Source organism: Rhodococcus sp. BH4 (genome assembly GCF_002079265.1).
Lineage (GTDB): Bacteria > Actinomycetota > Actinomycetes > Mycobacteriales > Mycobacteriaceae > Rhodococcus_F > Rhodococcus_F qingshengii.
Window position 1 is genome coordinate 958,686 of record NZ_CP014941.1, and the last position, 26,553, is coordinate 985,238.

Below are 26,553 nucleotides of genomic sequence, written 5' to 3' on the forward strand. Positions count from 1 at the left end.
AGCGGGCGGGTATCAGGCCGGCTTCGCCTGAAGCAGGTTGACGCCGGGGTACGGCAGCGGAGTGACGTCGGCGATCTTCTTCGGATCCCACGCAGTCAGGAGTTCCTGATGGAGAACCGGGTAGTAGACAGCATTTTCGGCGATCTGGTTCAGGTACGACTGCACGAGGGTGCTGCGCTTTGCCGGGTCGGTCTCGCGGGTGGCTTCGTCCATGGTGGCGTAGATCTTCTGCGCTTCGGGGGTGTCGTCCCACTTGGCGTAGGTCTTCGTCCACAAGCCGCCCTTGCTGTACGTGTAGCGGACGAGAAGGTCGACGTCGCTGCCGAATGCCTGCGGGTTGGACGTACCGGCGGCGATCTGGAACTTCTGGCCGCTGTTGAGCTTGCTCACCATGGCGCTGGTGTCCTGCGGTTCGAGCGTCGTGTTGAATCCGACTGCGTCCCAAGACTCTTTGATGGTCGGCAAGCAGTCGGCCAGCCAGCTGACGTTGGTGGAGAGCAGTGTCAGGTCGAGGCCACTGACGCCGGCGGCAGCGAGGAGTGAGCGGGCCTTGTCCGGATCGTACGAGTAGACGGTGGACGCTCGCGCGTAGTCGGGGTTGCGCTCGTACAGGTAGCTCGTGGCCGGTGCTGCCTTGCCGCCGAGGGCGATCTCGATCATCTTCGGGGTGTTGATCGCGTAGAACATCGCCTGGCGAACACGAACGTCGTCGAACGGTGCCTGAGTGGTGTCGAAGAGCAGGTACATGAGGTTCATGCCCGGGTTGCCCTCGACGGTGCGCCCACCGGAGGTCAGAGTGGGGACGTTGGCGACGGGGATGTTGTCGGCGAGTTGTGCACCGGCATTGTTGCCCGAGACGCGCGCGATGCGTGAGGAGGTGTCGACGATGGAGAGCCAGTTCATGGTCGCGAAGTTGGCCGGACGCGGCCCGTTGTACGCCTCGAAGGCCTCGAAAGCTGTATTGCTCTTGGGGGTGTGGCTCTTGAGCTTGTACGGACCGGAACCGACGACCAGCGCTCCGGACTTGGCCTCGTCCCAGTGGCCGTCGAAGACGTGCTTGGGCATGATCTTGGCGATCGAGAGACGCTGTGCGGCAGCGCTGAACGGGTAGTTGAAGTTCAGGGTCACCGTTTGGTCGTCGACCTTGGTGACGGACTGCAGCCAGGAGGAGAAGAAGGAGCGGATCAGTACGTTCTGCTGTGGATCGAGGATGCGATCGAAGGTGAAGACGACGTCGTCCGAGGTGACCGGAGTGCCGTCGTGCCAGGTTGCTCCCTCGCGGATTTTCATGGTCCAGCTCGAGGCAGTGGCGTCGGTCGGGACGGCCTGTGCGAGCGCCGCATACGTCTCACCGGTGCCTGGATCGTTTTCGAGCAGTCCCTCGTAGACGTGGTTGACCGCTGCCATGAGGAAACCGGATGCAGTCTGCATCGGGTCGAAGCTCTGGTCGTTGCCGTATCCGATGGCGGTGGTCAGATCGCCGGTGCTCGCGGAACCGCCGACAACCGAGGTCGACGACGGCCCGCCGCCACAGGCCGCGAGAGTCGCGGTGATACCTGCTGCAGCTCCCAGTAGCCCGGTGTACCGGAACAGGTCTCGGCGGGTGAACGCGGAGCTCAGCGGTCGTTCGTTCTTCAAGGCGGCCTCCAAGGCGGGGAGCGGGACATCAAGGGAGTGGATAGGGGATGTCCTATGTTCGACGTCCGATGTTGCGTAACTTACATTGTGGATCAGAAAGCGTCTAGAGAATCTTCGGAACTGGCGGCGCCGAACTTCGACGTTTTGCCGGATTCGAGCCAAAAATAGTGCACTCACCTGCATAGATGAAGACTGTGTTACCGGCGTCGAATTGACGAGCGATGAGGCTGGCCGTATAACATAGGACATCCCTCATCCAATCTTTGGAGACTTCATGACCCGATACAAAGTCGGTGTGGTCGGTTGCGGATTCTTCGGTAGTTCCCTCGCTCGCGAGCTGGCTGCCCATCCACGTTTCGAACTGACGATGCTGTGCGACCGTGACTTCGAGCGGGCCAAGGACGTCGCCGCAGAGTTCTCGGCAACCCCGACAGACGATCACGACGCGGTGGCCGCTCACCCGGAGTTGGCCCTCGTTGTCGTCGCGACGCCCAATCACGCGCACGCCGAACCTGCCATCGCGGCGCTCGAACACGGCAAGGCAGTTTTTGTCGAGAAGCCACTCGCCGTCGAACTGGTCGATGCGCAGAACATGATCGCGAGCGCCGACGCGAGCGGTTCGCCGTTGATGGTCGGGCACATCATGCGGATGATGCCGGGTGTACGACGTCTGGCGGACCTGCTGGCGTCGGGGGAGCTCGGCGAGGTCGCTGCGATCGAAACGTCTCGCTCACGCTGGATCGACACCGACGGCGCAGATCCACAGTGGTGGAAGCTCGACAAGAGCCGAACGGGTGGAGAACTGACTCACGAGATTCACGAACTGGACCTGATGTGCTGGCTCGGCGGCGAGGTGACTGCCGTGTCGAGCATCGCCACCGCGGACGACGGCTTCCGCAACACAGTGGTGTCGTTCGCCGGCGGCGCGATCGGCAGACACACCATTTCGACGCGGTCACACACTTCGTCGTGGCAGCTGACCGTCGATGCCACCGAAGGTTCGGTCCACGCGGACTTCCACACCGGCCGGGTCAGCCGACTGCGCGGGGGACAGGTCGTAGAGTCGTGGCCGATCTTCGACGTCGACGCCGAGAACCAATCGTTGATCGACGCTGCGAGCAGGACGCAGAAGTACAACTCGGGCAACGGAGGATCCTCGCTGTGGATGCAGGCTGCGATTCGTCACGAAATCGACGAGATGGCAGCAGTTCTCGACGGCAAGGCTGATCCCGACTCGCCGTTGACGTACGCACGTGAACGCGCACTCGTCGTCGCCGAACAGGTGCGACTCGGTGGCGGCGAACCGGCAGCGCTCTCGGGAAGTGCCAAGTGACGGTGCGTGTAGCCGTCATCGGTAGCGGCGGAATCGCGCGGGACCACGTCAGCGCCTTGGCGCGCATCCCGTCGGTCGAAGTCGCCTACGTATTCGGCAGTGACTTGGACCGGGCCGCATCGGTTGCGGCGTTGGCGCCGGGCGCGAAGGCCAGTACCGATCTGGCGAAGATTCTCGCCGACCCGAGCGTGCAGGCGGTCAACGTCGTCGGGGCCACTCCCGACCACGCACCCGTGACGATAGCCGCGGGCCGCGCGGGAAAGCATGTGCACGTGGAGAAGCCGGCCGCGCTGACAGTCGCGGACTTCGACGCCATGGTCGAGGCCACCGAAGGTGGCGGCACCTCACTGATGGTCGGACAGACCGTACGATTCCAGCCGTCGATCACCTCGATCGGAAACTCGGTTGCACAAGGTGCCATCGGCGACCCCCGGTTGATCCATCTCAGTTGGTACACCGGCCATGTCTGGCCAGGGGGCTGGCGAGGCTGGCAACACGACAAGGAACGTTCGGGTGGTCACCCCGTTCACAACGGAACCCACGCACTCGATCTGGTGACGTGGCTGATCGGTCGTCGTCCGACCCGTGTGTTCGCTCGTAGTTTCCCCACCTTCGCGGCGGGAATGCCCGTGCACGACAGCTTCCATCTGACCGTTCGCTTCGAGGACGGATCGCTGGCTCTCATCGAATTGGCCTACGCGCTACCACAATCGGGAAAGATGGTACGCCGGATCGTGGTGTCGGGGACTTCCGGCACGCTCGCGCACGACACCGGCGACGACCCGGGACTGATGACGGACACGACCAACGCGCCGCCGTCGTCGATCGAGGACGCGATGTCGCATCAGATGCGCCACTGGATCGCCACTCTCGACGGTTCAGCGACCCCGATAGTCGAGAACTGGCAGGTGCGTGCAGCTCTCGCTACGGCCATCGCTGCACAGCAATCACTCGACACCGGCCGCGCGATCTCGATCGGAGAACACCAATGACCGGCACCGCTTCGATCCGCGTCGGATTTGTCAGCGGCGTCAGGCATGCCGGCTCCTATGCAGACCTGTTGCGTTCCGATCCTCGAGTGAGCCTGGTCGGGGCCTCCGACGAATCCTCGGTCCCCGATTGGATTCGTGAGGACGGAATCGCGATGGCAAAGGCCGCAGACATCGAGTGGATCGACGAACTCGGCGAGCTGCTCGACCCCGAACGGATAGACCTGGCGATCATCTGCAGTGAGCCGACCAGGCATGCACGGCTTGCGATTTCCGCACTGAACGCGGGACTCGACGTCCTGGTGGACAAGCCGGTGGGTATCGACGAGTCGGAGGCCGCGGCGGTCGAGGAAGCGGCACGGTCGAACGGGCGAATCTGTACGGTGGTGAACCGCACTCATTCACCTGCGCTCCGGCGACTGCGCCGCTGGATCGACGCCGGAAATCTCGGACTGCCGCGCCACGTGGACATCGAGTTCCTCGCAAGCGGAACACATTTCGCGACGTCCGTCGAGCGTCCCGAACTGGTGGTGGATCCCGCGCTTTCCGGCGGGGGAGAAGTAGTGAACTTCGCCGGTTACGCCGCCGACTACCTCAGATACCTCACCGGCCTGGACGTCACCGAGGTGTACGCCGAGACGAGCACACTGTACGGCGGGGCCCACCAGCAGTTCGGCGTCGAAGACACGGCGTTGATCTCGCTCGCCCTGGAAAACGGAGTCACCGCGACGGTGACCGTCGGAAGAATCCCCGCAGCACCGGGTTTCGGCGCGAATACCGCGACGGTTCGGGTCCTCGGCTCCCACGGATACGCGAGTTCCGACGACGACAAACCTGCCGTGACCCACTTCGTCGCCTCGGGAGACGTGACCGCACTACCCATCGGCGGCTTCGGTTCCGACAACGCGGTGTCGAGCTTTCTCTCTCACGTGCTCGATCGACTTCCCACACGGACCGAACCCGACTACACCGTGGCAGACGCCCGAGCGTCGATGCGCGTGATCGATGCTGTCTATCTGTCCGCGTCGAGCGGTCAGCCGGTCTCCGTTTCTCTCTGACAGCCGCACCCACAACTCAATCCGACAACCAACATATGGAGACCCCATGAGCACGGAAACCACCACCTTCAGCGGAATCGTCCCGCCGATCGTCACACCACTGACGCTCGAGGGCGAGGTCGACACCACGTCGCTCGAACGCCTGCTCTCACTGCAGATCGAAGCCGGAGTCGACGGCTTGTTCGTCCTCGGTTCCTCGGGTGAGGTCGGTTACCTCACCGACGCTCAGCGCGCCCAGGTGGTGCAGACGGCCATCGGTCACGTCGGCGGCCAGGTACCGGTCCTCGTCGGAGTGAACGACATGACCACCAACCGGGTCATCGCCGTTGCCGAGCAGGCGCGTGAAGCGGGCGCGGATGCCATCGTCGCGACGGCGCCGTTCTACGCGATCACCGATGCAGCCGAGACGGCAACGCATTTCCGCTCCATCCACGCCGCAGTGGATCTTCCGTTGTTCGCCTACGACGTCCCGGTTCGTGTCCACAGCAAGCTCAGCCCGGCAATGCTGGTCGAGCTCGGTCGCGAGGGAGTCATCGCCGGCGTGAAGGATTCGAGCGGCGACGACGTCAGTTTCCGTATGTTGCTCCGTCAGTCGGCCGGGCTCGAAAACTTCGCCGTCTTCACCGGGCACGAGGTAGTCGTCGACGGATGCCTGCTGATGGGTGCTTCGGGCGCAGTGCCCGGCCTGGCCAACGTGGACCCGCACGGCTACGTACGACTGTGGCGCGCTGCGCAGGCAGGAGACTGGGCCGCAGCGAAGGCCGAGCAGGATCGACTCACCGATCTGTTCTCCATCGTCGAGGCGCCGACACCGGGTCGCGTCAGTGCCGGTGCCGCGGGTCTTGGCGCGTTCAAGACGGCTCTGGCCCTGCGCGGCGTCATCACCGGCAACACGATGTGCGCGCCGATGCTCTCGCTCGACGAGTCCGAGACCGCAACGATCAAGGTCGTTCTGGAACAGGCCGGGCTCCTCTGACATGACATCTGGGCAGAAGCGATGGATCGGTATCGACATCGGCGGCACCAAAGTGGCTGCCGCGGTCGTGACGTCCGACGGAGACGTGATCGACACCGTTCGTGCGGCAACACCGACGGCGGGTAGGGAAGCCGTTCTCGGGACCGCTACCGCGTTGATCGACCGTCTGAGGGCGAATCACACGGTAGCCGGAATCGGAGTCGGTGCACCGGGAATCATCGATCGGGTGCGTGGCCGCGTCGTCTTCGCCTCCGACATTCTGTCCGGATGGAGTGGCGCCGAGGTTCGCGGAGAACTCGAGGCACACTCAGGCCTACCGGTGACGGTGGACAACGACGTGCGCGCGATGGCCCACGGCGAGAACATGATCGGCGCCGGACGCGGTCGAACCTCTGCACTGTTCGTCTCGATCGGTACCGGAATCGGTGGCGCGTTGACCGTGGGCGGTCAGCTGTACCACGGTGCCCACGGAACAGCCGGCGAACTCGCGCATCTGTTGGTTCCGGTCTCCGGGGCGATAGGTTGCGGTTGCGGCAGAACCGATCACCTCGAGGCAGTCGCGTCTGGCCCGGCGATGGCAGCCGAGTACGCAGCGCGGGCGGGTGTGCCCACTCAACCGTTACAGGCAGTGGTGGCGCTCATGCACTCGGGCGATCCGATCGCCCGTGCCGTGGTCTCCGACGCAGGTACTCTGCTGGGCCGCGTCCTGGCCGGCATCGCCACTGCATTCGATCCCGAGGTGATCGTCATCGGCGGCGGCGCAGCCCAGATCGGAACCGACCTCCTGTCTCCGCTGACGTCCGCTTTCCGGGTGGAAGCGATGGGCCCCATTGCCGAAACCGCCATTCTTCCTGCCCGTTTGGGCACCGACGCGCCGCTCGTCGGCGCTGCGCTCCTGGCCGCCGCAACACGAATCGAGGTAACACCGTGACTGTCGAAGAATTGCTCACGATCATCAGCGGGAAGCTGATCGTGTCCTGTCAGGCCGGACACGGCCATGCCCTGCGCGACACCGGCACCATCGAGAGGATGGCCCGCGCCGCGGTCGACGGCGGAGCAGTGGCGATCCGCTGCGGCGGTGTGGGCGGAACCCCGGATGTCGCCGCAGTCGTGTCGGCAGTGAAGGTACCGGTGATCGGTTTGACGAAGATCGGCTCGGAAGGCGTGTTCATCACGCCGACAAGGGAATCAGCCCTCGAAGTCGTGGATTCGGGTGCGCAGATCGTGGCTGCCGACGCCACGCTGCGGCCTCGTCCGGACGGGCTGACCTTTGCCGACACCGTCGACGCGGTCCATGATCGCGGCGGCCTCGTCATGGCCGACTGTGGAACACTCGAGGACGGCATCGCTGCCGCCGCGGCGGGCGCCGACGTCATCTCCAGCACACTGGCGGGATATACCGAGAACAGCCGACGGCTGGCCGGCCCGGACCTGGAGCTGATCTCGGAACTGCGGCAGGCACTTCCAGATGCAGTCCTCATCGCCGAGGGGCGGTACCACAGCCCGGAGGATGCGGCACGCGCCATCGCCCTGGGTGCAGACTCGGTGGTTGTCGGAACCGCAATCACGGATCCGGCGTTCATCACGTCGAAATTTGCAGCCGCAGTATCGGGCGCCGGAAGGCAGAGGGTGTGACCCCGACGTCGAAGGGTTTGAAGTCCAGGACTGCTGAACGGATTCGACTGGAGACTTTGCTCGTAGACTCCTCGACGCCGATACGGTGGGTCTTCACCGGCGACAGCATCACTCAGGGATTGACGCACACCGACGGTCATCGAAGTTACGTCGAACACTGCGCCGAGCGCATCCGTGGTGAGCTTTCCTTGTTCAACCACGTCCTTGTCAACACCGGGGTGAGCGGCAATCGATCCTCCGATGTGCGTGCGGGTTTCGCACACCGCATCGAGGTGTTCGAACCCTCGGTGGTGTTGATCATGCTCGGTACGAATGACGCATTGGATGGCGAAGAAGGACTGGAGCGGTTTCGAGACGACCTCTTGGACACGATCTTCCGGACACGAGCGATCGGTGCGGTGCCGATCCTGCAGACGCCGCCACCGATCGACGTCGAGAATGCGCCCACCAGAGCGGGATTGGTTCAGTACGTCGAGGTCGTGCGGCAGGTTGCCGCCTCGACGCGCGTGGTGTTCGTCGACCACTACGCGCAGTGGACGGCCCATTCTCCCGAGGGCCCACCGCCGGCTCTCCTGGCTGACGCATTCCATCCGAACGAACAAGGGCACTACGTGCTCGCGGACGCCGTGCTCCGTGAGTTGTCGATCGCGGATACCGAAGTTCCCGTTGTACCGCAGGTGATGTCGTGATGCATCGTAGACAAATTCTTCGTGGACAACTGGTGACCGGTGGGCAACTGCTTCCGGACGGTGTCGTCGAGATTTCCGGTGATCGTGTGGTGTGGGCCGGGCCCGCGTCGCAGCGAACCGACCCGTTACCCGAACGGGCAGCTGCGGGGACAACGATCATCCCGGGGTTGGTGGACGTTCACTGCCACGGCGCCGGCGGATTCGGTTTCCCCGAGGCAGACGAGTTCGGATCCACCGTGGCTGCCGATCACCACCGGACGAACGGCACGACCTCGGTGATCGGCTCGCTCGTCTCCGCGCCGCCGCAGATCCTGCGCAGTCGCATCGAGCTCCTGGCAGGACTGGTGGACGAGGGCACGCTGGCCGGAATTCACCTGGAAGGTCCATTCCTGTCGGTACTCCGTTGTGGCGCCCAGGATCCCGACAGCATTCTCGACGGCGACCCGGCTCTGCTCGAGTCGCTGCTCGAAGCCGGCCGCGGGCACATCCGCTCGATGACGATCGCTCCGGAGACAGCACACTTCGGCGAACTTGCCTCATTGCTGGAGCGTCACCGGGCCGTCGTGAGTATCGGACACACCGATGCGTCCAACCCGATTGCGACACGTTCGATCGCACACTCGGCGCATGCACCGCTCAGTGCCACTCACCTGTTCAACGGTATGGCTCCGATGCATCATCGCGCTCCCGGCGCAGTGGCGGCGTGTCTTGCCGCGGCCGCGAAAGGACAGATGGTGGTCGAGTTGATCGGGGACGGAGTACATCTCGCCGACGAGACGGTGGCGACGGTGTTCGATCTGGTCGGTCCGCATCAGATCGCGTTGGTCTCCGACGCGATGGCTGCGGCGGGAATGCCCGACGGGCGCTACCCACTCGGACCTCTCGACGTCGACGTGGTCGGTGGCGTGGCGCGGCTGGCCGGCCAGGGGGACACGGCCATTGCCGGCGGGACGAGTCGGTTGATGGACATTGTCCGCAGAGCCGTCAATCACGCGGGCGTCGATCTGCTTTCGGCTGTCATCGCAGCGACGGCAACGCCTGCTGCGCTGATGGGGCTGGCCGGAATAGTCGGCGATCTCGTGCCGGGTTGCCGGGCCGATCTGATCGTCACCGGTCCAGAACTCGAAACCCGCGCCGTCATGGCCGCTGGGAACTGGCTCATGAACTACACCGAAAGCTGAGGAATCAACCGATGGAAATTGTCATTGTCGACAGTGCGGAGGCGGCCGGCACCGTTGTTGCCGACATCTTCGAACACGCGGTGCATTCAGGTGCACGGACTTTGGGCCTGGCGACAGGATCTTCACCGCTCTCGGTGTACCGCGAACTCGCGCGCCGTCACCGCGAGGAAGGGTTGAGTTTTGCCGGCGTGCAGGCGTTCCTGTTGGACGAATACGTCGGCCTGCCGGAAGGCCATCCGGAGTCGTATGCCCAGGTGATCCGCACCGAGCTGGTGAATCACCTGGACCTGGACGCGGCAAGGGTATTCAGCCCCGACGGAACCGCGCCGGATCCATTTGCCGCCGCGGCGGCCTACGACCGGGCGATTGCGTCGAATGGTCCGGTGGACGTTCAACTTCTGGGCATCGGCGGCAACGGTCATATCGGTTTCAACGAACCGACGTCCTCACTGAATTCGAGGACCAGGGTCAAGACGCTGACGGAACAGACTCGAACCGACAACGCCCGGTTCTTCGAGAGTCCGGGCGACGTACCACGGCATGTGATCACCCAGGGCCTCGGAACTATCTGCGAAGCAAAGCATCTGGTGATGATCGCGACCGGCGAGCACAAGGCCGCTGCGATTGCCGCTGCCGTCGAGGGGCCGCTGGCCGCGGTGTGCCCGGCATCGGTCCTCCAACTGCATCCACACGCGACAGTGGTGATCGACGAGGCAGCGGCGTCACAGCTTCGGCTCACCGAGTTCTACAAGACGGTGTCGGCGCACAAACCGCTTGCTCAGCACTACTGAGAATTCGGGCTAGACGGGCTCTCGCGTCTTCTCGAGTCCGAGTGCCATTTCGGGAGTGAGTAATTGGAAGTCGGATTCTCCACGCCGTCGGATCCACACCGGATCGGAGGTGTTCCAGCGTTCGGCGCTCTGCGTTCGAGTGACCACCTTGAACGTCGCCGTTCTCGGGAACTCACTGCACACTCGGATCAAGGTCGGCTTCTGCTTCGGCCCGAGTTCCGGCCGGGAATCGATGTATTCGGCGACGGCTACCGGATCGAAGTTGTCGACATCGCCGACCGGAATCACCGACGCCATGACGCGGTCGCCGACGTCGCTGTCGGGGACTGCGTACACGGACACCTGCGCGAAGCCCGGGTAACCGACCAGGGAGCGTTCGATGGGTGCGGCACCGATGTTCTCGCCGTCCACTCGCAGCCAACCGGAACTGCGTCCCGCGAAGTAGACGTAACCGTCGACGTCGGTGTACGCCAGATCGCCACTCCAGTACTGGCCGTTGCGCATTCGCTCGGCGTCGGCTTCCGGATTCTTGTAGTACCCGGCGAACGTGCCTGGGCCGGTGACATTGACCAGTTCACCAGTTGCCTCGTCGGCATTGGTGATCCGGCCGTCGGCATCGAAGACTGCAGGCGGGCATGGCGCTCCGGTCTCGGGATCGAGGATCTTGACGCCGTCCGGGAGCAGTCCGAGGGCGCCTGGCCGGGGAACCGGTGCCGCGGAGATCGAAATGCCGCCCTCGGTGGAACCGAACCCGTCGATGACGCGAGCGTCGAAGCGCCGGACGAAGGTGGCGACGGCGGGCGCCGAACCCTCGTTGCCGTACATGATCTTCAAGGTGTTGTCCCGCTCGTTCGGCACCTCGGGGGTGGAAGCGATGAAGGACAACGGCTTTCCGACGTAGTTGGAGTACGTGATTCCGTACTTGCGAACGTCGGGTAGAAAACCCGAAGCGGAGAACTTGCGTCGCATGGCAATTCCCGCACGAGCGTGCAGCGCGACCGTCCACGCCGCCATCATCGCGTTGGAATGGAACATGGGCATCGCCATGTAGACGACGTCGTCGGCGCCGAGCCCGAAACGATCGGCAAGCATGACCCCGGGAGAGGCCAACTTGTGGTGCGTGCACCGAACCGCTTTGGGATCACCGCTGGTTCCGGAAGTGAAGATGAGCATCAACAGATCGTCGGGCTGCGCCGTCGACGCGTAGGCCGGCGTATCGGCGAAGGGCGCCAACAATTCCGCCCAGGCCGGAGAATCCACGTTGATCACCCGGACGTCGCCGAGATCGACGTCGTCGAGTAGATGTGCCTGGTTGTTCTCGGTGAAGATGACCTGGCAGTCGGAGAGCGCAATGTCTCGCGCCAATGCCGGGCCGCGCCTGGTCGTGTTCAGCCCGGCGGCGACCGAACCCGAGAACGATGCCGCTCCGAGCAGTAGCGAGAACTCGGGGACGTTCTCCATCAGAAGTCCGAAATGCCTGGGGCGCGTTCGATCGAGCAGCGTGTCCAGCAGCGCTGCTCGATCGAACGAGCCTTGAACGTGCTCGCGCCAGGTGATGACCTGGTCCTCGAAACGGATACCGCGGTCGTCGATCTCGCTGACTCCGAGGAGTAGATCGGAAACAGTGGGGCTCTGACTCATAGCTGCATCATCATCGATTCGTCTCGGACCAGGTCATGGATTTCCACTCGGTGGGACGCACTCAGGCAGGGACTGCGGCAAGTACCTTGCCGAGCGCGCGAAGCTGATCCGTTGCGTTGCCGAGCAGGAACTCGTGATGCTTGGCCGCGAGGAAGTAGCGGTGAACCGGATGGTCCTCGTCCAGACCGACACCGCCGTGAACGTGAACCGCAGTGTGCCCGACACGGTGTCCCGCATCTGCAGCCCAGAACTTGGCCGTCTGTACAGCGCCGTCGGAAGGAAGTCCTTCGCTCAGACGCCACGCGGCAGCCCACAGAGTCAGACGAACACCCTTGACGTCGATGTATCCGTCTGCGAGGCGCTGGGCCACGGCCTGGAAACTACCGATCGGTCGACCGAACTGCACACGCTCGGTGGCATATTCGGCGGTCAGCTTCAACGCTTGATCGAGCACTCCGTACTGGTAGGCGGTCGAACCGAGCTGAATTCGCTCGACGATCCACGCCGCGATGTCCGATCCCTGGGCAACCGAGCCGAGAACACGGTCGGCCGGAATCTGCACCGAATCGAATTCGACGAGACCCGCGCTCGAGAAATCTGTGGTCGATTGCCTGGTAATGCTCACGCCCGCGTCCGACGGTTCGACGAGGAAGACCGCGACGCCGTCCTCGGTGATGGCGGGGACGAGGAACAGATCTGCGAGCGGTGCACTGTCGACGGTGATCTTGGCTCCGTCGATGCGCCAACCTTCGGCGGTCTTCTCGGCACGCGTGATCGGGTGCGCCGGGTCGTCGTTGTATTCCTCGGCGAGGGCCGCGGTGAGTATCTTCTCACCGGCAGCGGCAGCGCTTGCCCAGTCGTCGCGCTGCTTGTCCGAGCCGAATTCGGCTATCGCTGCGGCGGACCCGACGATGGACGTCAGGAACGGAACAGCTGCGACGCCGCGGCCAAGTTCGGCCAGGATGCTGCACTGCTCGAGGACACCGAATCCGTCGCCGCCCACCGATTCCGGAAGGGCCGCACCGAGGACGCCGGCCGAAGCCAGCGCATTCCACAAGATGGCGTCGAAGCGGTCTTCCGCGGCGTCGAGTTCACGAAGGCGATCGTTGGTGACCAGTTCGGTGACTACGGATCGTGTCAGGCCGGACAGGTCCTGCTGGGCCTCGGTAAGGGTGAATTCCATGATCGTGGGTCCTTATCGCTTCGATGCGGGAAGCCGCAGAGCTGTCATTCCGATGATGTCGCGTTGCACTTCGTTGGTACCGCCGCCGAACGTCAGGATCAGCGAAGAACGATGCATACGTTCGATGCGGCCGCGCAGAAGAGCGCCGGGGGAGTTCTGCCTGATCGTGGCGGAGGATCCGAGGATCTCCATCAGCAAGCGGTAAGCCTCGGTGGCGAATTCGGTACCGAACACCTTGTTGGCCGACGCAGCTTCGGGGCCGGGAGCGTGATCGGTTGCGGAGGCGATTTCCCAGTTCATCAACTTCAGGTACTCGGCCTTGGCATGCACGCGAGCCAGATTGATCTGCACCCATTCCTGGTCGATCATGCGTCGGCCGTCGGGCAGCTTGGTGTTCTGTGCCCACTCGCGGACCTCACGCTGCGCGGTCAGAATCGGTCCGGCCGAGGTGAGGGCAACACGCTCGTGGTTGAGCTGATTGGTGATCAGTGCCCAGCCGCCGTGTTCCTGGCCGACTATCGACGACGCCGGGACCCGTACGTCCTGGTAGTAAGTGGCGCTGGTGTCGGGGCCGGCCATGGTGTGAACCGGGGTGTAGGAGAAGCCTTCTGCGGTGGTCGGGACGATCAGCATGCTGATTCCCTTGTGCTTCTTGGCTTCCGGATCGGTGCGGCACGCCAACCACACGTAGTCGGCGTACTGGATCAGGCTCGTCCACATCTTCTGCCCGTTGATGACGTAATCGTCACCGTCACGGACGGCCGACGTGCGCAGAGACGCCAGGTCGGTGCCGGCCTCGGGCTCGGAGTAACCGATCGCGAAGTGGAGCTCACCGCGGGAGATCTTGGGCAGGAAGAAGGCCTTCTGCTCGTCCGTCCCGAAATGCATGATTGTCGGCGCTACGGAATTGATCGTCAGGAACGGCACGGGCGCACCGGCAATGGCAGCTTCGTCGGTGAAGATCAGCTGGTCCATCGCGGAGCGTTCCTGTCCGCCGTACTCTTTCGGCCAACCCAGCGTGAGCCAGCCGTCCTGGCCCATCTGCGCGACGACTTCGCGGTACACATTGCCTTCGCCGTACTCACCCGTCGTGGCAGCGAGTGCTTCACGCCGCTCGGGAGTCATCAGTTGTGCGAAGTAGGCACGCAACTCCTCCTGGAGCTGTTGCTGCTCAGGGGTGTAGGTGATGTGCATGGTTACCTCTCCATAGAGATACGAATCAAAGCGTCAACCATTCGATTGACACAGGTTCTATCGATGCGTACATCGGCGACAAGGGACGCTCTCGCCGTCTCCGGCGGATCGTTCGACGTCCGTTCTCGGTACTTTTTCGAATCATTGCACACGACTGAAACAGGTTCTAGTGTTATCGCCAGGAACGGCGTGCGGCACAGCCCTGCGGCACTCGTTTCGTATCCGTGTTCGTGTGAGCAGTTGTGAGTAGAGAAGAGGAATCGCCATGGAGGTCAGGGTTGATCTGGACCGTTGCGAGGCAAACGGTGTGTGCGTCGGGATCGCGCCCGATATTTTCGACCTCGACGACAACGAGGAGCTCGTGATCAGTTCTGTGCGCCCACCGGAGGATCGCTGGGAGGATGTCCGTTCCGCGATCGCTCAGTGCCCGCGTGCGGCACTGACCGAACATCCGTGACGATGGTTGCCCAAAACAAGAACACGTTCTAAAGTTGCGAACTCGTGGGTCACGGCAATCGAGCCGGGTAACTCGACACACGACCGCAGAGAACCGGGAGAGCGCTTCGATGAATGCTGTGAACAGCCCAGAAACCAGTCTCGAAGGCAAGGTCGCCATCGTGACCGGTGCCGGATCGGGGCTTGGAAAGTTCGAGGCCATCGGTCTGGCGAAGGCCGGTGCGTCGTTGGTCGTCAACGATCTGGCCCCGAACGAGGCCGTCGAAGCGACGCTCGAGGAAATCCGTGGTCTCGGCGCCAAGGTCGAATTCGTGGCAGGCAACGTCGGTGAGCGTTCTACCGCCGACGCTCTGATGGAAGCAGCGCAGGGGCAGTTCGGCAGTGTCGATATTGTCGTCAACAATGCCGGCGTCGTACGCGACCGGATGCTGTTCAACATGTCCGACGAAGACTGGGATCTGGTACTCGAAGTTCATCTTCGCGGCCATTTCCTCCTGTGCCGCAACGCCGCTGCCTACTGGCGGGCGAAATCCAAGGAAGCCGGGGCGCCGGTGTACGGGCGCATCGTCAACACTTCTTCGGAGGCGGGTCTCCTCGGACCGGAAGGGCAGCCCAACTACGGCGCTGCAAAAGCCGGAATCACGGCGCTGACGTTGTCGGCCGCACGTGGGCTCTCGCGCTACGGCGTTCGGGCCAACGCGATCTGCCCGCGGGCACGGACGTCGATGACCGAAGGTGTGTTCGGTGACGCGCCGGCCGACGGCATCGATCCGCTCTCGCCCGAGCATGTGGCATCGCTCGTCTCGTACCTGGCGTCACCGGCGGCCGACGCCGTCAACGGTCAGGTATTCGTGGTGTACGGACCGATGGTTGCGCTGATGGCGGCGCCCGTCGTCGAGCAGCGGTTCGACGCCGAGGGAGATTCTTGGTCGCCGGAAACGCTGTCCGCGGTGATGGGTGACTACTTCGCTGACCGTGACCCGGCAAAGATGTTCTCGGCATCGGCGGCCCTGCGCGTGTTGGGCTGATCGACGGGTCTGATTCTCGGGTGCGCGACACGTAGAACCGTTGTTCACACTCAGACGGTCTACGTGTCCACTTCCTGGTAGAAATAGCGTGTTCACGAGTCGGTGGGCGCGGCAGTTTGCCTGCGTTCTGTAACGAGACCAACGGTCTCGAAAAAACTGGACTGTGTTCCAATTTTGCATTCCTGTGAACGATGCGATATTCGATCGGCGTGCCCAGTCAAGGCTCTCGCATGGCTGAATTTCGAACCTGGCGCCGAAAGGCGCCGATCATTCAAAAGTATTAATTTCCAGGATATTTCGGCGAAAATCGCATCGAAAAGGGATGCTTCCCATGTCTCCGATCTTCCGGTTTCGGATCGGCGCCGTGAGGCTACTCCTTAGAGTTGGACACTTGTTTTTGACAGGTGAACACGTTCTAGTTAATATGACCTGAGTCACAAGCTGTCGGGGGCTGGACTATGAGAACAGACAGTACTGCGGCAACCAAGGACGAGGAGGGCGAATGGTAGACCTCGTCGAGGTGCCATTACGAGCGGTCGGTGGCTTCTTTCAGATGTCCGCCCAAACCTTGAGGGCAGTCTTCTCCCGCCCTTTCCAGCGGCAAGAGTTCATCGATCAGGCCTGGTTCGTGGCCCGAGTCTCGATGGTGCCGACGGTGCTGGTCGCAATCCCGTTCACTGTGCTGGTCAGCTTCACCATCAACATTCTCTTGCGCGAGATCGGTGCAGCCGACCTCAGTGGTGCCGGAGCTGCCCTCGGCACCGTCACGCAGGTCGGCCCCATCGTCACCGTGCTGATCGTCGCCGGCGCCGGCGCAACCGCCATCTGCGCGGATCTTTCGGCCCGAACCATCCGCGAAGAGATCGACGCCATGAAGGTGCTCGGGATCAATCCCATCCACCGGTTGGTCGTTCCCCGAGTGCTCGCGTCGACAGGTGTGGCGCTGCTCCTCAACGGACTGGTCTGCACCATCGGCATCCTCGGCGGTTTCGTCTTCTCCGTGTTCATCCAGGACGTGAACCCCGGCGCGTTCGTCAACGGCATCACACTGCTCACCGGATTCGGTGAGCTCATGCTCTCCATGGTCAAAGCAGGGCTGTTCGGCATGATCGCCGGCCTGGTTGCGGCCTACCTCGGACTCAACGTCAAAGGCGGCGCCAAGAGCGTCGGTGACGCGGTCAACCAGACCGTCGTGTTCGCGTTCATGGCGCTCTTCGTCGTCAACGTGCTCATCACGACCATCGGTATCAAGTTGACGGCCGGATGAGGCCCACGGCAGTCGGAGAGATCGAAGTGGACAGAACGACAAACGACAGACGGGAGGAGATCTGATGGCGTTGGCCGCAGCGGGACGCTTCCCGCGCACACGTCGACAGATCGGTTCGATCTCTCGCAGTATCGACAGCATCGGTGATCAAGCGCTGTTCTTCGCGAAGGCTCTCGGTCACGCTCCCAAGGCGCTGATGCGCTATCCACGTGAAACTCTGCGACTGATCGCCGAGATCAGCATGGGCACCGGTGCGCTCGCCGTCATCGGTGGCACCGTCGTGATCGTCGGATTCCTGACACTGTTCACCGGTGGCACCATCGCCGTTCAGGGCTACAGCTCGCTGGGCAACATCGGCGTCGAAGCACTGACGGGCTTCTTCGCCGCCTTCATCAACGTTCGCATCGCAGCGCCGGTCATCGCCGGAATCGGCCTCGCCGCGACCATCGGCGCCGGCTCCACCGCGCAGCTCGGTGCGATGCGCGTCTCCGAAGAGATCGACGCGCTGGAGACGATGGCGATCCCGTCGATTCCGTATCTGGTCAGCACCCGCGTCATGGCCGGCATGATCGCGATCATCCCGCTGTACTCACTGGCGGTGATCGCGTCGTTCGTCGCCAGCCGCTTTGCGACGGTGTTCCTCTACAACCAGTCCGGCGGCGTGTACGACCACTACTTCACGACCTTCCTGATACCCACGGACATACTGTGGTCGTTCGCCCAGGCGATAGTCATGGCGCTGGCCGTCATGCTCATCCACACCTACTACGGATTCAACGCAACCGGTGGCCCGGTCGGCGTCGGTGTCGCGGTGGGTAACGCAGTGCGCGCCTCGTTGATCGCGGTCGTCACGGTCACCCTGCTCATCTCACTCGCCATCTACGGCGGGTCCGGCAACTTCAACCTGTCGGGATAGGCGGGCAAGCGATGACCGTACCCAGATGGCACAAGAAGTTGGCCGCAGCCGGCCTGGTCCTCGGACTCGTGGCGATCGTCGCCGTTGCTCTCACCATGTTCTCGGGTGGGTTCACCAAGAGCACGCCCATCACCGTGACGTCCACGCGTGCCGGCCTCGTCATGGAACCCAATGCCAAGGTGAAGTTGCGTGGAGTGCAGGTCGGCCGCGTCGAATCGATCTCCCTCGACGGGGACCAGGCAAACCTGAAGTTGGCGATGGACCCGGGCCAGATGTCGAAGATTCCGTCGAATGCCCGGGTGGAGATCAAGACCACCACGGTGTTCGGTGCGAAGTACGTCAACATCGTGATCCCCGACGATCCGTCGACCCAGCCGATCCAGGAGGGTGCTGTCATCGCTTCGGACAGCGTCACCGTCGAGTTCAACAGTGTCTTCGAACATCTTTCGGACGTACTTGCGAAGATCGAACCGGAAAAGCTCAACGCCACACTCGGCGCGATCTCCACCGCACTCAACGGGCGCGGCGAGTCGCTGGGTGAGGTTCTCGAGCTCGGTGACACCTATCTGAAGAAGATGAATCCGGTTCTGCCGCAGCTCCAGGAAGACTTGGTCGGCGCCGCCGATGTCACCAATCTGTACGCCGACGTGGCACCGGATCTGATGCGCATTCTCGACAATGCCACCGCGACAAGCGGATCGATCGTGGCCGAGCAGGCAAACCTCGACTTGCTGTTGCTCAACGTCACCGGCCTCGCGGACACCGGCAACGCGTTGTTGACCGACAACGAGCAGAACCTGACCACCGCCCTCGACACTCTGACCGCGACGACGACCCTGCTCGACAAGTACTCGTCGGGTCTGACGTGCTTCATCGTCGGGTTGAACGACGGCCGGATCAAGTTCGAGCCACTGGCAGGCACCGGGGACAAAGCGGCGCTGATGCTGAGTGCGAGCTTCATGTACGGCGCCGAGGCGTACCAGAATCCGCAATCTCTCCCCAAGGTCGCGGCCTCCGGCGGACCCAATTGTTATGGTCTGCCCGAATTCGATCCGAAGGTCGACGGGCATGCACCGTTCGCAGTCACCAACACCGGCAACGTGCCCTTCGTTCCCAACACCGAACTGCGCGTTACCGTGCCGACCATTTTCCAGTATCTCTTCGGTGACTCCTACGAGCAGGAAGACGGGAAGTGATGAGACCGACCACGGTCAAGCTGCTGATTTTCACCGTCGTCATGGCGGTCATCTTCGCCGGACTGGCGATCGTCTTCAGTCAGGTGCGCTTCAGCAGCAGCAACGGATTTCACGCCACCTTCTCGGACGTCTCGGGACTCAAGTCCGGCGACAAGGTCCGCATCGCCGGTGTTCCGGTCGGGTCGGTCACCGGAGTGTCCATCGGTGACTCCAACCAGGCCGAGGTCGAGTTCGACGTCGACACCAAGTACTCGCTGATGAAGAGCACCAAAGCGACTGTGCGCTACGAGAACCTGGTGGGCGATCGCTACATGGAACTGCTCGAGGGCGCCGGTTCCACCGAGACGCTTCCGTCGGGAGGATCCATTCCGGTCGATCAGACGTCGCCCGCTCTCGATCTGGATCTGCTGCTCGGCGGATTCAAGCCGCTGCTTCGTTCGCTCGACCCGCAGCAGGTCAACGACCTCTCCGGGGCCCTGCTGCAGGTACTCCAGGGCCAGGGCGGAACGCTGGTTTCGTTGCTGGGAAACACCAGTTCGTTCACCAGCACGTTGGCGGACCGAGACCAGCTGATCGGGGACGTCATCACCAATCTCAACGATGTACTCGGCACCATCAACGACAAGGGCGATCAGTTCTCCACCACGATCGATCAGCTCCAGCAGTTGGTCAGTGGATTGGCGAAGGACAGTGGCCCGATCGGTAATTCGATCACCGAGATCGCCGGTGCCACGGGAGATCTCGCGTCGTTGCTGCAGGCGACACGTCCGGACATCCAGACGCTGATCGGGGAGACCAACCGAACGATGACGCAGCTGGACCTGGGCAAGGACGACATCAACACCGCTCTCGATCGTCTGCCGTCCGACTACCGGAAGCTGATCCGAGTGGGCACGTACGGAGCGTTCTTCCAGTTCTATCTGTGCGCCAACACTTTCAAGTTCTCCGGACCTGACGGAACGACGATCATCTTGCCCACGGCAGTCCAGGACACGGGAAGGTGCGCAAAAGTCTCATGACCCCTACCCGTGAACGTAATCCGGTACAGATCGGTGTCATAGGTCTCGTCCTGGCGGTGGCAACCGTCGGTGCCACGCTTCAATACGATCAACTCCAATTCATCAACGGCGGCATTCGCTACTCGGCGTACTTCCAAGATGCCGGCGGCTTGGTCGCCGGCGACAACGTGACCATGGCCGGCGTGAATGTCGGCAAGGTCAGCGACGTCGAACTCGACGACCAGAAGGTACTGGTCACCTTCACCGTTCAGGACGGCGTCGCCCTGGGCGAGCAGACAGCGGCCGATATCAAGACCAACACGGTTCTCGGCCGAAAGTCTTTAGCGGTGCGGCCGGAAGGATCCGGACTGCTGCGGACGGACACGCCGATTCCTATCGAGCGCACCAACTCCCCGTACTCGCTCAACGACGCTCTGGGTGACCTCGGGACAACGGTGTCCGAACTCGACACGGAACAGATCAACGATTCGCTCAACGCGATCTCGGACACCCTGGCCGATACTCCGCCAGAACTTCGCACCGCATTGGACGGAATGACGCGGCTTTCGCAGAGCATCAACTCACGCGACGAGAGCCTGCTCCAATTGCTCTCGCGCGCCGAAGATGTCACCAAGATCCTTTCCGACAGAAGCGGTCAGATCGATTCGTTGCTGGTCGACGGCAACAAGTTGTTTGCCGAACTGAGCTTGCGGCGTGACGCGATCAGCGAACTGATCGTCAACACCGGCGCAGTCTCACGTCAACTGTCAGCGCTGGTGCAGGAGAACGAGGCCCAGATGGGGCCGACCCTCGAGAAGCTGAATTCGGTCGCCGAGGTTCTCCAGCAGAACAAGGACAACATCGCGGGAGCGCTCGACGGACTCGGACCGTACATCACTGCGCTCGGTGAGACCGTGGCCAGCGGCCCGTTCTTCGACGCCTTCATCATCAACATTCTGCCGAGCAACTGGTGGAAGACCCTGGTGGACACCAGCGTCGCGCCCGAGCAGGTTCCGGGCGACCTGGAAGACTTCTTCCCCGGTATTCCACCGACGATCAGGGGGCCGGGAGAATGACCGAGACCATGACTTCACAGGATCCACAGGGCTCCACCAACCCACGCAAGAAGTGGGTGCTGATCGGAGCGGGTGTGCTGGTCGCGCTGCTCGTCGCCGGTGCGGCCTACCTCTTCATCCCAGGCCTGGGCAAGACCAAGATCTCCGCGCACTTCGTCTCGACCACCGGTCTCTACGAGGGCGATGTCGTGCGAGTGCTCGGTGTCAACGTCGGCAAGGTGACCAAGATCGAACCGCGTGATCGGGACACCTACGTCGAGATGAAGATCGATTCGAGCGTCGACGTTCCGGCAGATGCCAAGGCGCTCATCGTTGCTCAAAGCCTCGTGTCCGCACGCTTCGTGCAATTGACCCCCGTGTACTCCGGCGGGGAACAGATGCCCAACGGCGGCGAGATCCCGATCGAGCGCACCGCCGTTCCGGTGGAGTGGGACGAGATCAAGACCGAACTGACCAAACTGTCGGACGCACTCGGACCGGAGGGTCTGGACGATCAGGGTTCCCTCGGTCGATTCATCGACACCGTGGGAACGAACCTCGACGGTAACGGTGAGTCGATTCGGTCGACGCTGCGCGAACTCTCGGCCACGATGCACACGCTGTCCGAAGGCCGGACCGATTTGTTCTCCACCATTCGGAACCTGCAGGCATTTGTCACTGCGTTGTCCTCGAGTAACGAGCAGATCGTGCAGTTCAGCGGTCACCTCGCTTCGGTGACAAGCGTTCTCGCAAGCAGCTCCGACGAGTTGGGTACCGCCCTCAGTGATCTCGACCTGGCCGTCGGCGACGTCCAGCGGTTCGTCAAGGACAACAGCGAGGGACTGAGCGAATCGGTTGCGCGTCTCGCCGATGCCACTCAGGTACTGACTGACAAGCGCCCGGAGATCGAGCAGGTTCTGCACTCCGGACCGACGTCGCTTGCCAACTTCTATCAGATCTACAAGCCGGCTCAGGGCAGTATGACCGGCGCAATTGCACTGAGTAACTTCAAGAATCCGATCCAGTGGATCTGTGGTTCCATCGAAGGTATCGAGAGTGGTAACTCCCAGAACAGTGCCGACCTGTGTAAGCAGTACCTCGGGCCGGTGCTCAGCACGATGATCGGCAACTACCCCGGATTCCTGTTCAACCCGGTCGCGGGCGTGCAGGCTTTCCCGGATCAGATCGTCTACACCGAACCGGGATTGGAAGCGGCAAGTCAGAATCAGCCGGAAACCGTCGCAGGACCGATGTCGGGTGCTCCCATGACGAGTGTTCCCAAGGATCTCGCCGAACTCTTCAACATGGGCGGAGGGAACTGATGCGGGTAGCTCGCAAGACCACGGTTGCGGTGTTGGCCACGGCAGTGGCTCTCGGCGCCAGCGGTTGTGAATGGAACGGTCTCAACTCGGTGCCGATGCCAGGCACTCAAGGCCGGGGCGAAGGCGCATACGAGGTTCAGATCGAGATGCCGAACGTGACTACGCTGTCGCAGAATTCGCCCGTCCGGGTGGATGACGTGGCAGTGGGAAGCGTTTCGAACATCGAGGTTCAAGGCTGGCACGCTCTGGTGACGGTGTCGCTGAATCCCGAGGTTCAGTTGCCGGCCAACGCGACGGCAAAAATCGGTCAGACCAGCTTGCTCGGCTCTCAGCACATCGAGTTGGCGCCGCCGGTTGGAGAAGAGCCCGAGGGCCGACTCGAAGCCGGTGACCTGATTCCGATCGAGCGAGCGGGCGCTTACCCGACGACGGAACAGACGCTGTCGTCGCTGTCGGTTGTTCTCAACGGCGGCGGTCTCGCTCAGGTTCAGGACATCACGAAGGAACTCAACGCCGCTCTCGGTGGGCGTGAAGATTCCGTTCGAGACCTCCTGCCTCAGCTCGATCAGCTGGTCGGAAGTCTGGACAAGCAACGAGGCGACATCGTTTCGGCGATGGAAGGACTCGATCGACTGTCCTCGACCGTCCAGGCACAGCACGACACCTTGAACAAAGCGCTCGAAGGTATTCCGCCGGCACTCGAGATTCTTGTCGCTCAGCGTCAGGACATCACCAACGCGTTGACCTCCCTCGGTGGTCTCAGCGAGGTGGCCAGTCGCGTCATCCAGGAGAGCGGCGACGATTTCGCGACCAACGTTCGGGCTCTTTCGCCGACTCTGAAGGCCTTGGCGGATTCGGGTAACGCTCTCACTCAGGTTCTCGGAGTCCTCTTGACGTTCCCGTTCCCACAGAACGGAATCGACAACGTCATCCGCGGTGACTATGCCAACCTGGCGATGACCATCGACATCTCGCTGCCCCGACTCGACGCGAACTTCCTCACCGGAACTCCGTTGGCCGGAACACTCTCCGGACCAGAAGGCGTGTTGGGTAAGCAGGCGGGGCTCGCCGGACAGACAGGCAACCCGTTGAGCGATCCGCTCAAGCCTGCCGCACCGCCGGCACAAGCTCCCGCCGGACAGGCTCCCGCTGCGCAGGCCCCGGCAGCGGATCCGAATACCATTCAGATTCCGGGACTTCCGCCGATCAACATTCCAGGACTTCCTCAGGGGGCACCGGCACCATGATGCTCACAAAGTTCGTCCGTATCCAGCTCACCATCTTCGCCGTCTTGACGGTCGTCGGTTTGATCGTGATGGCCACTCAGTACGTGCGTGTTCCCGCTATGGTCGGTATCGGCCGATACGACGTCACCGTCGAATTGCCCGCCACCGGTGGGCTGTACAAGAACTCGAACGTCACCTACCGCGGTCAGACCATCGGCGTCGTGAACGCGGTGGAGTTGTCGGAAACGGGCGTGAATGCGCGTCTGTCTCTCGAGAGCGGCGTCAAGGTGCCCTCGGACGTCGACGCTGCGGTCAAGAGTGTGTCGGCGATCGGCGAGCAGTTCGTCGATCTGATTCCGCACACCGACAGCTCCGGAGCGATCGTGGTCGACGGGCATCTGGAAAACGGATCGGTGATTCCCGAAGACCGAACCAGCATTCCGCAGGATGTCGGCGCGATGCTCGATCAGGCAGATCTGTTGCTGCAGAGCATTTCCGACACCAAGCTCAAGACTGTCATCGACGAATCCTTCAAGGCGTTCAACGGTGCCGGCCCGGATCTGCAGAAGCTGATCGACTCGGCTCGGCTGTTCGTCGAGGAGGCGAACAACAACTCCGACGCGACCAAGACCCTGATCGAGCAGGCCGGTCCACTCCTGGACACCCAGGTGGTCAGCAGCGATGCCATCCGTTCCTGGACAAGCAATCTGGTGACGTTCACCGATCAGCTCCGAGCCAGCGACCCTGATCTGCGTGCCGTCATCCAGAAGGGGCCGGCGGCAGCGGCGGAGGCGAATGCTCTTCTGCAAGACATGCAGCCGACATTGCCGATTCTTCTGGCGAACCTCGTGTCCGTCGGACAGGTCGGCGTGATCTACAACAACGCGATCGAGCAGATTCTGGTCATCTACCCGCCGCTGGCCGCAGCGCTGGTCACGGTGGCAGGCTCCGGCCCGGCTGCGGATGGTGCACTGGTGGACTTCCACATGGAGGTCAACGACCCGCCGCCGTGCACTACAGGATTCCTGCCCGCAGAGCAGTGGCGCAGTCCGAAGGACGAATCACCGATCGAGACGCCGTCGGATCTCTTCTGTCAGGTTGCCCAGGATTCGCCGATCGCCGTGCGCGGCGCGAGAAACCTTCCCTGCGAGGAGTATCCGGGACGTCGTGCGCCGACGGTCGAACAGTGCCGTTCCGGCTACGTACCGATGGGCACGAACCCGCAATCCGGGCCTCCGGAACCGATTACCGCGACCCCGAGCTCGTACACGTCGACGCCTTCGGTCTCGGCTCGTCGGTACGATCCGATTACAGGCACGTACATCGGGCCGGACGGAAGGACGTACTCGCAACCGAACCTCGGTGGCGGCGACGTCAGTCTCGAACAGTTCATGAAGGGTCAGCAGGGTTGATGACAGACGAAGATCCACAGGCCGGGCAGCGGGTGCGCCGTCGCGCGTCCCGCAGCGCCGGACCCACGGGTGCGGATGCAGACGCTGCCGCGGTAGTAGTGCCCACCGAAAAGAAGTCGGCCGAACAGAAGTCGGCTGAGCAGAAGCCAGATGAGCAGAAGGCGGCGGCGCCAGTTGCTTTGGGTAAGCCCGATACTCCACCTGAGAAGGTCGTCAGCGGTGATCAGGTCGCGACCAAGGCCGAGCCGACCGGTACCGCCGAAACCCCCGCAGAAACTGCTGTGGACACCCCTGTTCGTTCGAAGCCCAAGGCCGGGTTGGTAGTCGGGATCGCCGTTGCTTCGGTGATCGCTGTTGCTCTTGCGGCCTTGACGGTGTTTCTTCTCGTCGACCGGAACAAGGCGTCCAATGCCGACGAGGACCGAGCCCGCTACGTGGCCGGTGCCCGGACCACCGCACTGAATCTGACGACACTGCACGCGGATACGGCGGCTGCCGACCTCGACAAGTTTCTCGCCGGCACCACCGACGAGTTCAAGTCGCAGTTCGACGGACGCAAGGATTCGTTCGTCAACGTCCTCGGGCAGGCCGGAGTTCAAACCGACGGCGAGGTGCTCGAAGCCGGGTTCGAGAAGTCGGACGGTGATTGCGGGACTTCTCTTGTCGCGGTGCGCGCGATGCAGAAGAACGGCGACGAAGCGCCCGCCGAACGCAACTACCGACTCCGAATCACCATGTGCGACGTCGACGGGCAGTTGCTTGCCTCGAATGTGGAGTTTGTGCCATGACCCCAGAAGTGAACCCCGAGACGTCCAAGCAAGTTTCGCCGAAGCCGAAGCGCGCCTCACCGCTCGCCATCATCCTGTGCGTCATCAGTGCAGTGGCCATCGCGTTGGCGGCAGTGTCGGCGTATCTCTACTTCGGTCCGGACGGAACGCGTGACACCGCAGCGATCGATCAGACCAGAGACGAAGTGGCACAGGCCTCTTCCGATCAGGCGGTAGCGATGTTCCAGTACGACTACAACAACGTCGACCAGCAGTTGCATGCAGCCACAGACGGTTTGACGGGCGATTTTCAAGGCACGTTCACCAATCTGATCGAATCGGTGATCATTCCGGGAGCCAAGGAAAAGTCGCTGACCGTTCAGGTCGTCGTCCAGGGCGCCGCGGTTCTCGACGCGGAGGCGGACAGCGCGACGACGATGCTGTTCCTCAATCAGATCACCACGTCTTCGGAATCGCCCGAAGCCGTTGCCAGTGGCAGTCGCGTGAAGATGAGTCTGGAGAAGCAGGACGGACGTTGGCTCGTGAACAACGTCCAACCCTTCTGATCAAACACACGAAGGCTGGAGTCGGGTACGAAAGAG

Annotated in this window: 25 protein-coding genes; 21 read left to right on the forward strand and 4 right to left on the reverse strand. The window is 62.7% G+C overall.

The features are described 5' to 3' along the window. Positions 1–12: 12 nt before the first annotated feature. Positions 13–1,638 carry an ABC transporter substrate-binding protein gene (locus tag A0W34_RS04530; RefSeq protein WP_003945716.1) on the reverse strand — a complete coding sequence of 542 codons (1,626 nt, stop codon included), beginning with the start codon at positions 1,636–1,638 and terminating at the stop codon, positions 13–15. A gap of 274 nt (positions 1,639–1,912) precedes the next feature. Between A0W34_RS04530 and A0W34_RS04535 the strand changes: the two genes are divergently transcribed. Genes A0W34_RS04535 through nagB form a run of 9 tightly spaced genes read left to right on the forward strand, consistent with a single transcriptional unit; the run spans position 1,913 to position 10,290 of the window. Beyond that, on the forward strand, positions 1,913–2,971 hold the full coding sequence (locus A0W34_RS04535; RefSeq protein ID WP_042449499.1) for a Gfo/Idh/MocA family protein: 1,059 nt from the start codon (positions 1,913–1,915) through the stop codon (positions 2,969–2,971). Then, positions 2,968–3,963 carry a Gfo/Idh/MocA family protein gene (locus tag A0W34_RS04540; protein WP_042449501.1) on the forward strand — a complete coding sequence of 332 codons (996 nt, stop codon included), beginning with the start codon at positions 2,968–2,970 and terminating at the stop codon, positions 3,961–3,963. The genes A0W34_RS04535 and A0W34_RS04540 overlap by 4 nt, the downstream gene beginning before the upstream one ends. Then, positions 3,960–5,018 (forward strand): Gfo/Idh/MocA family protein, encoded by a 1,059-nt coding sequence (locus A0W34_RS04545; RefSeq protein WP_081557384.1) that lies wholly within the window; start codon positions 3,960–3,962, stop codon positions 5,016–5,018. The genes A0W34_RS04540 and A0W34_RS04545 overlap by 4 nt, the downstream gene beginning before the upstream one ends. Positions 5,019–5,064: 46 nt before the next feature. Next, positions 5,065–5,994 carry a dihydrodipicolinate synthase family protein gene (locus A0W34_RS04550; protein ID WP_007734313.1) on the forward strand — a complete coding sequence of 310 codons (930 nt, stop codon included), beginning with the start codon at positions 5,065–5,067 and terminating at the stop codon, positions 5,992–5,994. A 1-nt stretch (position 5,995) separates the two neighbouring features. Beyond that, positions 5,996–6,925: an ROK family protein gene (locus tag A0W34_RS04555; RefSeq protein WP_050655753.1), complete on the forward strand. Its 930-nt coding sequence runs from the start codon at positions 5,996–5,998 to the stop codon at positions 6,923–6,925. Further along, positions 6,922–7,629: an N-acetylmannosamine-6-phosphate 2-epimerase gene (locus A0W34_RS04560; RefSeq protein ID WP_047269588.1), complete on the forward strand. Its 708-nt coding sequence runs from the start codon at positions 6,922–6,924 to the stop codon at positions 7,627–7,629. Before A0W34_RS04555 ends, A0W34_RS04560 begins: the two co-directional genes overlap by 4 nt. After that, on the forward strand, positions 7,626–8,318 hold the full coding sequence (locus tag A0W34_RS04565; protein WP_047269587.1) for an SGNH/GDSL hydrolase family protein: 693 nt from the start codon (positions 7,626–7,628) through the stop codon (positions 8,316–8,318). The genes A0W34_RS04560 and A0W34_RS04565 overlap by 4 nt, the downstream gene beginning before the upstream one ends. Beyond that, positions 8,318–9,499: an N-acetylglucosamine-6-phosphate deacetylase gene (locus A0W34_RS04570; RefSeq protein WP_042449511.1), complete on the forward strand. Its 1,182-nt coding sequence runs from the start codon at positions 8,318–8,320 to the stop codon at positions 9,497–9,499. Before A0W34_RS04565 ends, A0W34_RS04570 begins: the two co-directional genes overlap by 1 nt. 11 nt (positions 9,500–9,510) lie before the next feature. Then, positions 9,511–10,290: a glucosamine-6-phosphate deaminase gene (gene nagB, locus A0W34_RS04575; RefSeq protein WP_081557385.1), complete on the forward strand. Its 780-nt coding sequence runs from the start codon at positions 9,511–9,513 to the stop codon at positions 10,288–10,290. A gap of 9 nt (positions 10,291–10,299) precedes the next feature. Here nagB and A0W34_RS04580 read toward each other — a convergent pair whose 3' ends face one another. From A0W34_RS04580 to A0W34_RS04590, 3 genes are all read right to left on the reverse strand, one after another. Next, positions 10,300–11,931, reverse strand: coding sequence for a long-chain-fatty-acid--CoA ligase (locus A0W34_RS04580; RefSeq protein ID WP_081557386.1), 1,632 nt, complete (start codon positions 11,929–11,931; stop codon positions 10,300–10,302). 61 nt (positions 11,932–11,992) lie between these two features. Then, a complete protein-coding gene (locus A0W34_RS04585; protein ID WP_058039188.1) occupies positions 11,993–13,114 on the reverse strand; it encodes an acyl-CoA dehydrogenase family protein in 1,122 nt (373 codons plus the stop codon). A 12-nt stretch (positions 13,115–13,126) separates the two neighbouring features. Further along, the gene (locus A0W34_RS04590; RefSeq protein ID WP_003945878.1) at positions 13,127–14,308 is read right to left on the reverse strand and encodes an acyl-CoA dehydrogenase family protein; all 1,182 of its coding nucleotides are present in this window, start codon (positions 14,306–14,308) and stop codon (positions 13,127–13,129) included. Positions 14,309–14,573: 265 nt separating this feature from the next. Between A0W34_RS04590 and A0W34_RS04595 the strand changes: the two genes are divergently transcribed. From A0W34_RS04595 to A0W34_RS04650, 12 genes are all read left to right on the forward strand, one after another. Further along, positions 14,574–14,765 carry a ferredoxin gene (locus A0W34_RS04595; RefSeq protein WP_007734330.1) on the forward strand — a complete coding sequence of 64 codons (192 nt, stop codon included), beginning with the start codon at positions 14,574–14,576 and terminating at the stop codon, positions 14,763–14,765. Positions 14,766–14,874: 109 nt separating this feature from the next. Further along, the gene (locus A0W34_RS04600) at positions 14,875–15,792 is read left to right on the forward strand and encodes a 3-oxoacyl-ACP reductase (protein ID WP_050655759.1); all 918 of its coding nucleotides are present in this window, start codon (positions 14,875–14,877) and stop codon (positions 15,790–15,792) included. 502 nt (positions 15,793–16,294) lie between these two features. After that, positions 16,295–17,059, forward strand: a complete 765-nt coding sequence (locus tag A0W34_RS04605) for an MlaE family ABC transporter permease (RefSeq protein WP_003945687.1) — start codon at positions 16,295–16,297, stop codon at positions 17,057–17,059. Between the two features lie 64 nt (positions 17,060–17,123). After that, positions 17,124–17,975 carry an MlaE family ABC transporter permease gene (locus tag A0W34_RS04610; protein WP_003945759.1) on the forward strand — a complete coding sequence of 284 codons (852 nt, stop codon included), beginning with the start codon at positions 17,124–17,126 and terminating at the stop codon, positions 17,973–17,975. An 11-nt stretch (positions 17,976–17,986) separates the two neighbouring features. Further along, positions 17,987–19,171, forward strand: a complete 1,185-nt coding sequence (locus A0W34_RS04615; RefSeq protein ID WP_042449518.1) for an MCE family protein — start codon at positions 17,987–17,989, stop codon at positions 19,169–19,171. Further along, on the forward strand, positions 19,171–20,190 hold the full coding sequence (locus A0W34_RS04620) for an MCE family protein (RefSeq protein ID WP_007734337.1): 1,020 nt from the start codon (positions 19,171–19,173) through the stop codon (positions 20,188–20,190). The genes A0W34_RS04615 and A0W34_RS04620 overlap by 1 nt, the downstream gene beginning before the upstream one ends. Next, positions 20,187–21,245 (forward strand): MCE family protein, encoded by a 1,059-nt coding sequence (locus tag A0W34_RS04625; RefSeq protein WP_021342936.1) that lies wholly within the window; start codon positions 20,187–20,189, stop codon positions 21,243–21,245. Before A0W34_RS04620 ends, A0W34_RS04625 begins: the two co-directional genes overlap by 4 nt. Beyond that, positions 21,242–22,546, forward strand: a complete 1,305-nt coding sequence (locus tag A0W34_RS04630) for an MCE family protein (protein ID WP_007734341.1) — start codon at positions 21,242–21,244, stop codon at positions 22,544–22,546. Before A0W34_RS04625 ends, A0W34_RS04630 begins: the two co-directional genes overlap by 4 nt. Continuing rightward, positions 22,546–23,793, forward strand: a complete 1,248-nt coding sequence (locus A0W34_RS04635; RefSeq protein WP_007734342.1) for an MCE family protein — start codon at positions 22,546–22,548, stop codon at positions 23,791–23,793. Before A0W34_RS04630 ends, A0W34_RS04635 begins: the two co-directional genes overlap by 1 nt. Continuing rightward, positions 23,790–25,184, forward strand: a complete 1,395-nt coding sequence (locus A0W34_RS04640; protein ID WP_019747002.1) for an MCE family protein — start codon at positions 23,790–23,792, stop codon at positions 25,182–25,184. The genes A0W34_RS04635 and A0W34_RS04640 overlap by 4 nt, the downstream gene beginning before the upstream one ends. Next, positions 25,184–25,972, forward strand: a complete 789-nt coding sequence (locus A0W34_RS04645) for a hypothetical protein (RefSeq protein WP_081557387.1) — start codon at positions 25,184–25,186, stop codon at positions 25,970–25,972. The genes A0W34_RS04640 and A0W34_RS04645 overlap by 1 nt, the downstream gene beginning before the upstream one ends. Next, positions 25,969–26,517, forward strand: coding sequence for a hypothetical protein (locus A0W34_RS04650; protein ID WP_007734345.1), 549 nt, complete (start codon positions 25,969–25,971; stop codon positions 26,515–26,517). Before A0W34_RS04645 ends, A0W34_RS04650 begins: the two co-directional genes overlap by 4 nt. The last annotated feature ends 36 nt before the right edge of the window (positions 26,518–26,553 follow it).

Coding starts and splice junctions, on each gene's coding strand:
- A0W34_RS04535 (WP_042449499.1), top strand. CDS start 1,913: ATGACCCGATACAAAGTCGGTGTGGTCGGTTGCGGATTCTTCGGTAGT.
- A0W34_RS04545 (WP_081557384.1), top strand. CDS start 3,960: ATGACCGGCACCGCTTCGATCCGCGTCGGATTTGTCAGCGGCGTCAGG.
- A0W34_RS04550 (WP_007734313.1), top strand. CDS start 5,065: ATGAGCACGGAAACCACCACCTTCAGCGGAATCGTCCCGCCGATCGTC.
- A0W34_RS04555 (WP_050655753.1), top strand. CDS start 5,996: ATGACATCTGGGCAGAAGCGATGGATCGGTATCGACATCGGCGGCACC.
- A0W34_RS04570 (WP_042449511.1), top strand. CDS start 8,318: ATGCATCGTAGACAAATTCTTCGTGGACAACTGGTGACCGGTGGGCAA.
- nagB (WP_081557385.1), top strand. CDS start 9,511: ATGGAAATTGTCATTGTCGACAGTGCGGAGGCGGCCGGCACCGTTGTT.
- A0W34_RS04580 (WP_081557386.1), bottom strand. CDS start 11,931: ATGAGTCAGAGCCCCACTGTTTCCGATCTACTCCTCGGAGTCAGCGAG.
- A0W34_RS04585 (WP_058039188.1), bottom strand. CDS start 13,114: ATGGAATTCACCCTTACCGAGGCCCAGCAGGACCTGTCCGGCCTGACA.
- A0W34_RS04590 (WP_003945878.1), bottom strand. CDS start 14,308: ATGCACATCACCTACACCCCTGAGCAGCAACAGCTCCAGGAGGAGTTG.
- A0W34_RS04595 (WP_007734330.1), top strand. CDS start 14,574: ATGGAGGTCAGGGTTGATCTGGACCGTTGCGAGGCAAACGGTGTGTGC.
- A0W34_RS04600 (WP_050655759.1), top strand. CDS start 14,875: ATGAATGCTGTGAACAGCCCAGAAACCAGTCTCGAAGGCAAGGTCGCC.
- A0W34_RS04605 (WP_003945687.1), top strand. CDS start 16,295: ATGGTAGACCTCGTCGAGGTGCCATTACGAGCGGTCGGTGGCTTCTTT.
- A0W34_RS04610 (WP_003945759.1), top strand. CDS start 17,124: ATGGCGTTGGCCGCAGCGGGACGCTTCCCGCGCACACGTCGACAGATC.
- A0W34_RS04615 (WP_042449518.1), top strand. CDS start 17,987: ATGACCGTACCCAGATGGCACAAGAAGTTGGCCGCAGCCGGCCTGGTC.
- A0W34_RS04620 (WP_007734337.1), top strand. CDS start 19,171: ATGAGACCGACCACGGTCAAGCTGCTGATTTTCACCGTCGTCATGGCG.
- A0W34_RS04625 (WP_021342936.1), top strand. CDS start 20,187: ATGACCCCTACCCGTGAACGTAATCCGGTACAGATCGGTGTCATAGGT.
- A0W34_RS04630 (WP_007734341.1), top strand. CDS start 21,242: ATGACCGAGACCATGACTTCACAGGATCCACAGGGCTCCACCAACCCA.
- A0W34_RS04635 (WP_007734342.1), top strand. CDS start 22,546: ATGCGGGTAGCTCGCAAGACCACGGTTGCGGTGTTGGCCACGGCAGTG.
- A0W34_RS04640 (WP_019747002.1), top strand. CDS start 23,790: ATGATGCTCACAAAGTTCGTCCGTATCCAGCTCACCATCTTCGCCGTC.
- A0W34_RS04645 (WP_081557387.1), top strand. CDS start 25,184: ATGACAGACGAAGATCCACAGGCCGGGCAGCGGGTGCGCCGTCGCGCG.
- A0W34_RS04650 (WP_007734345.1), top strand. CDS start 25,969: ATGACCCCAGAAGTGAACCCCGAGACGTCCAAGCAAGTTTCGCCGAAG.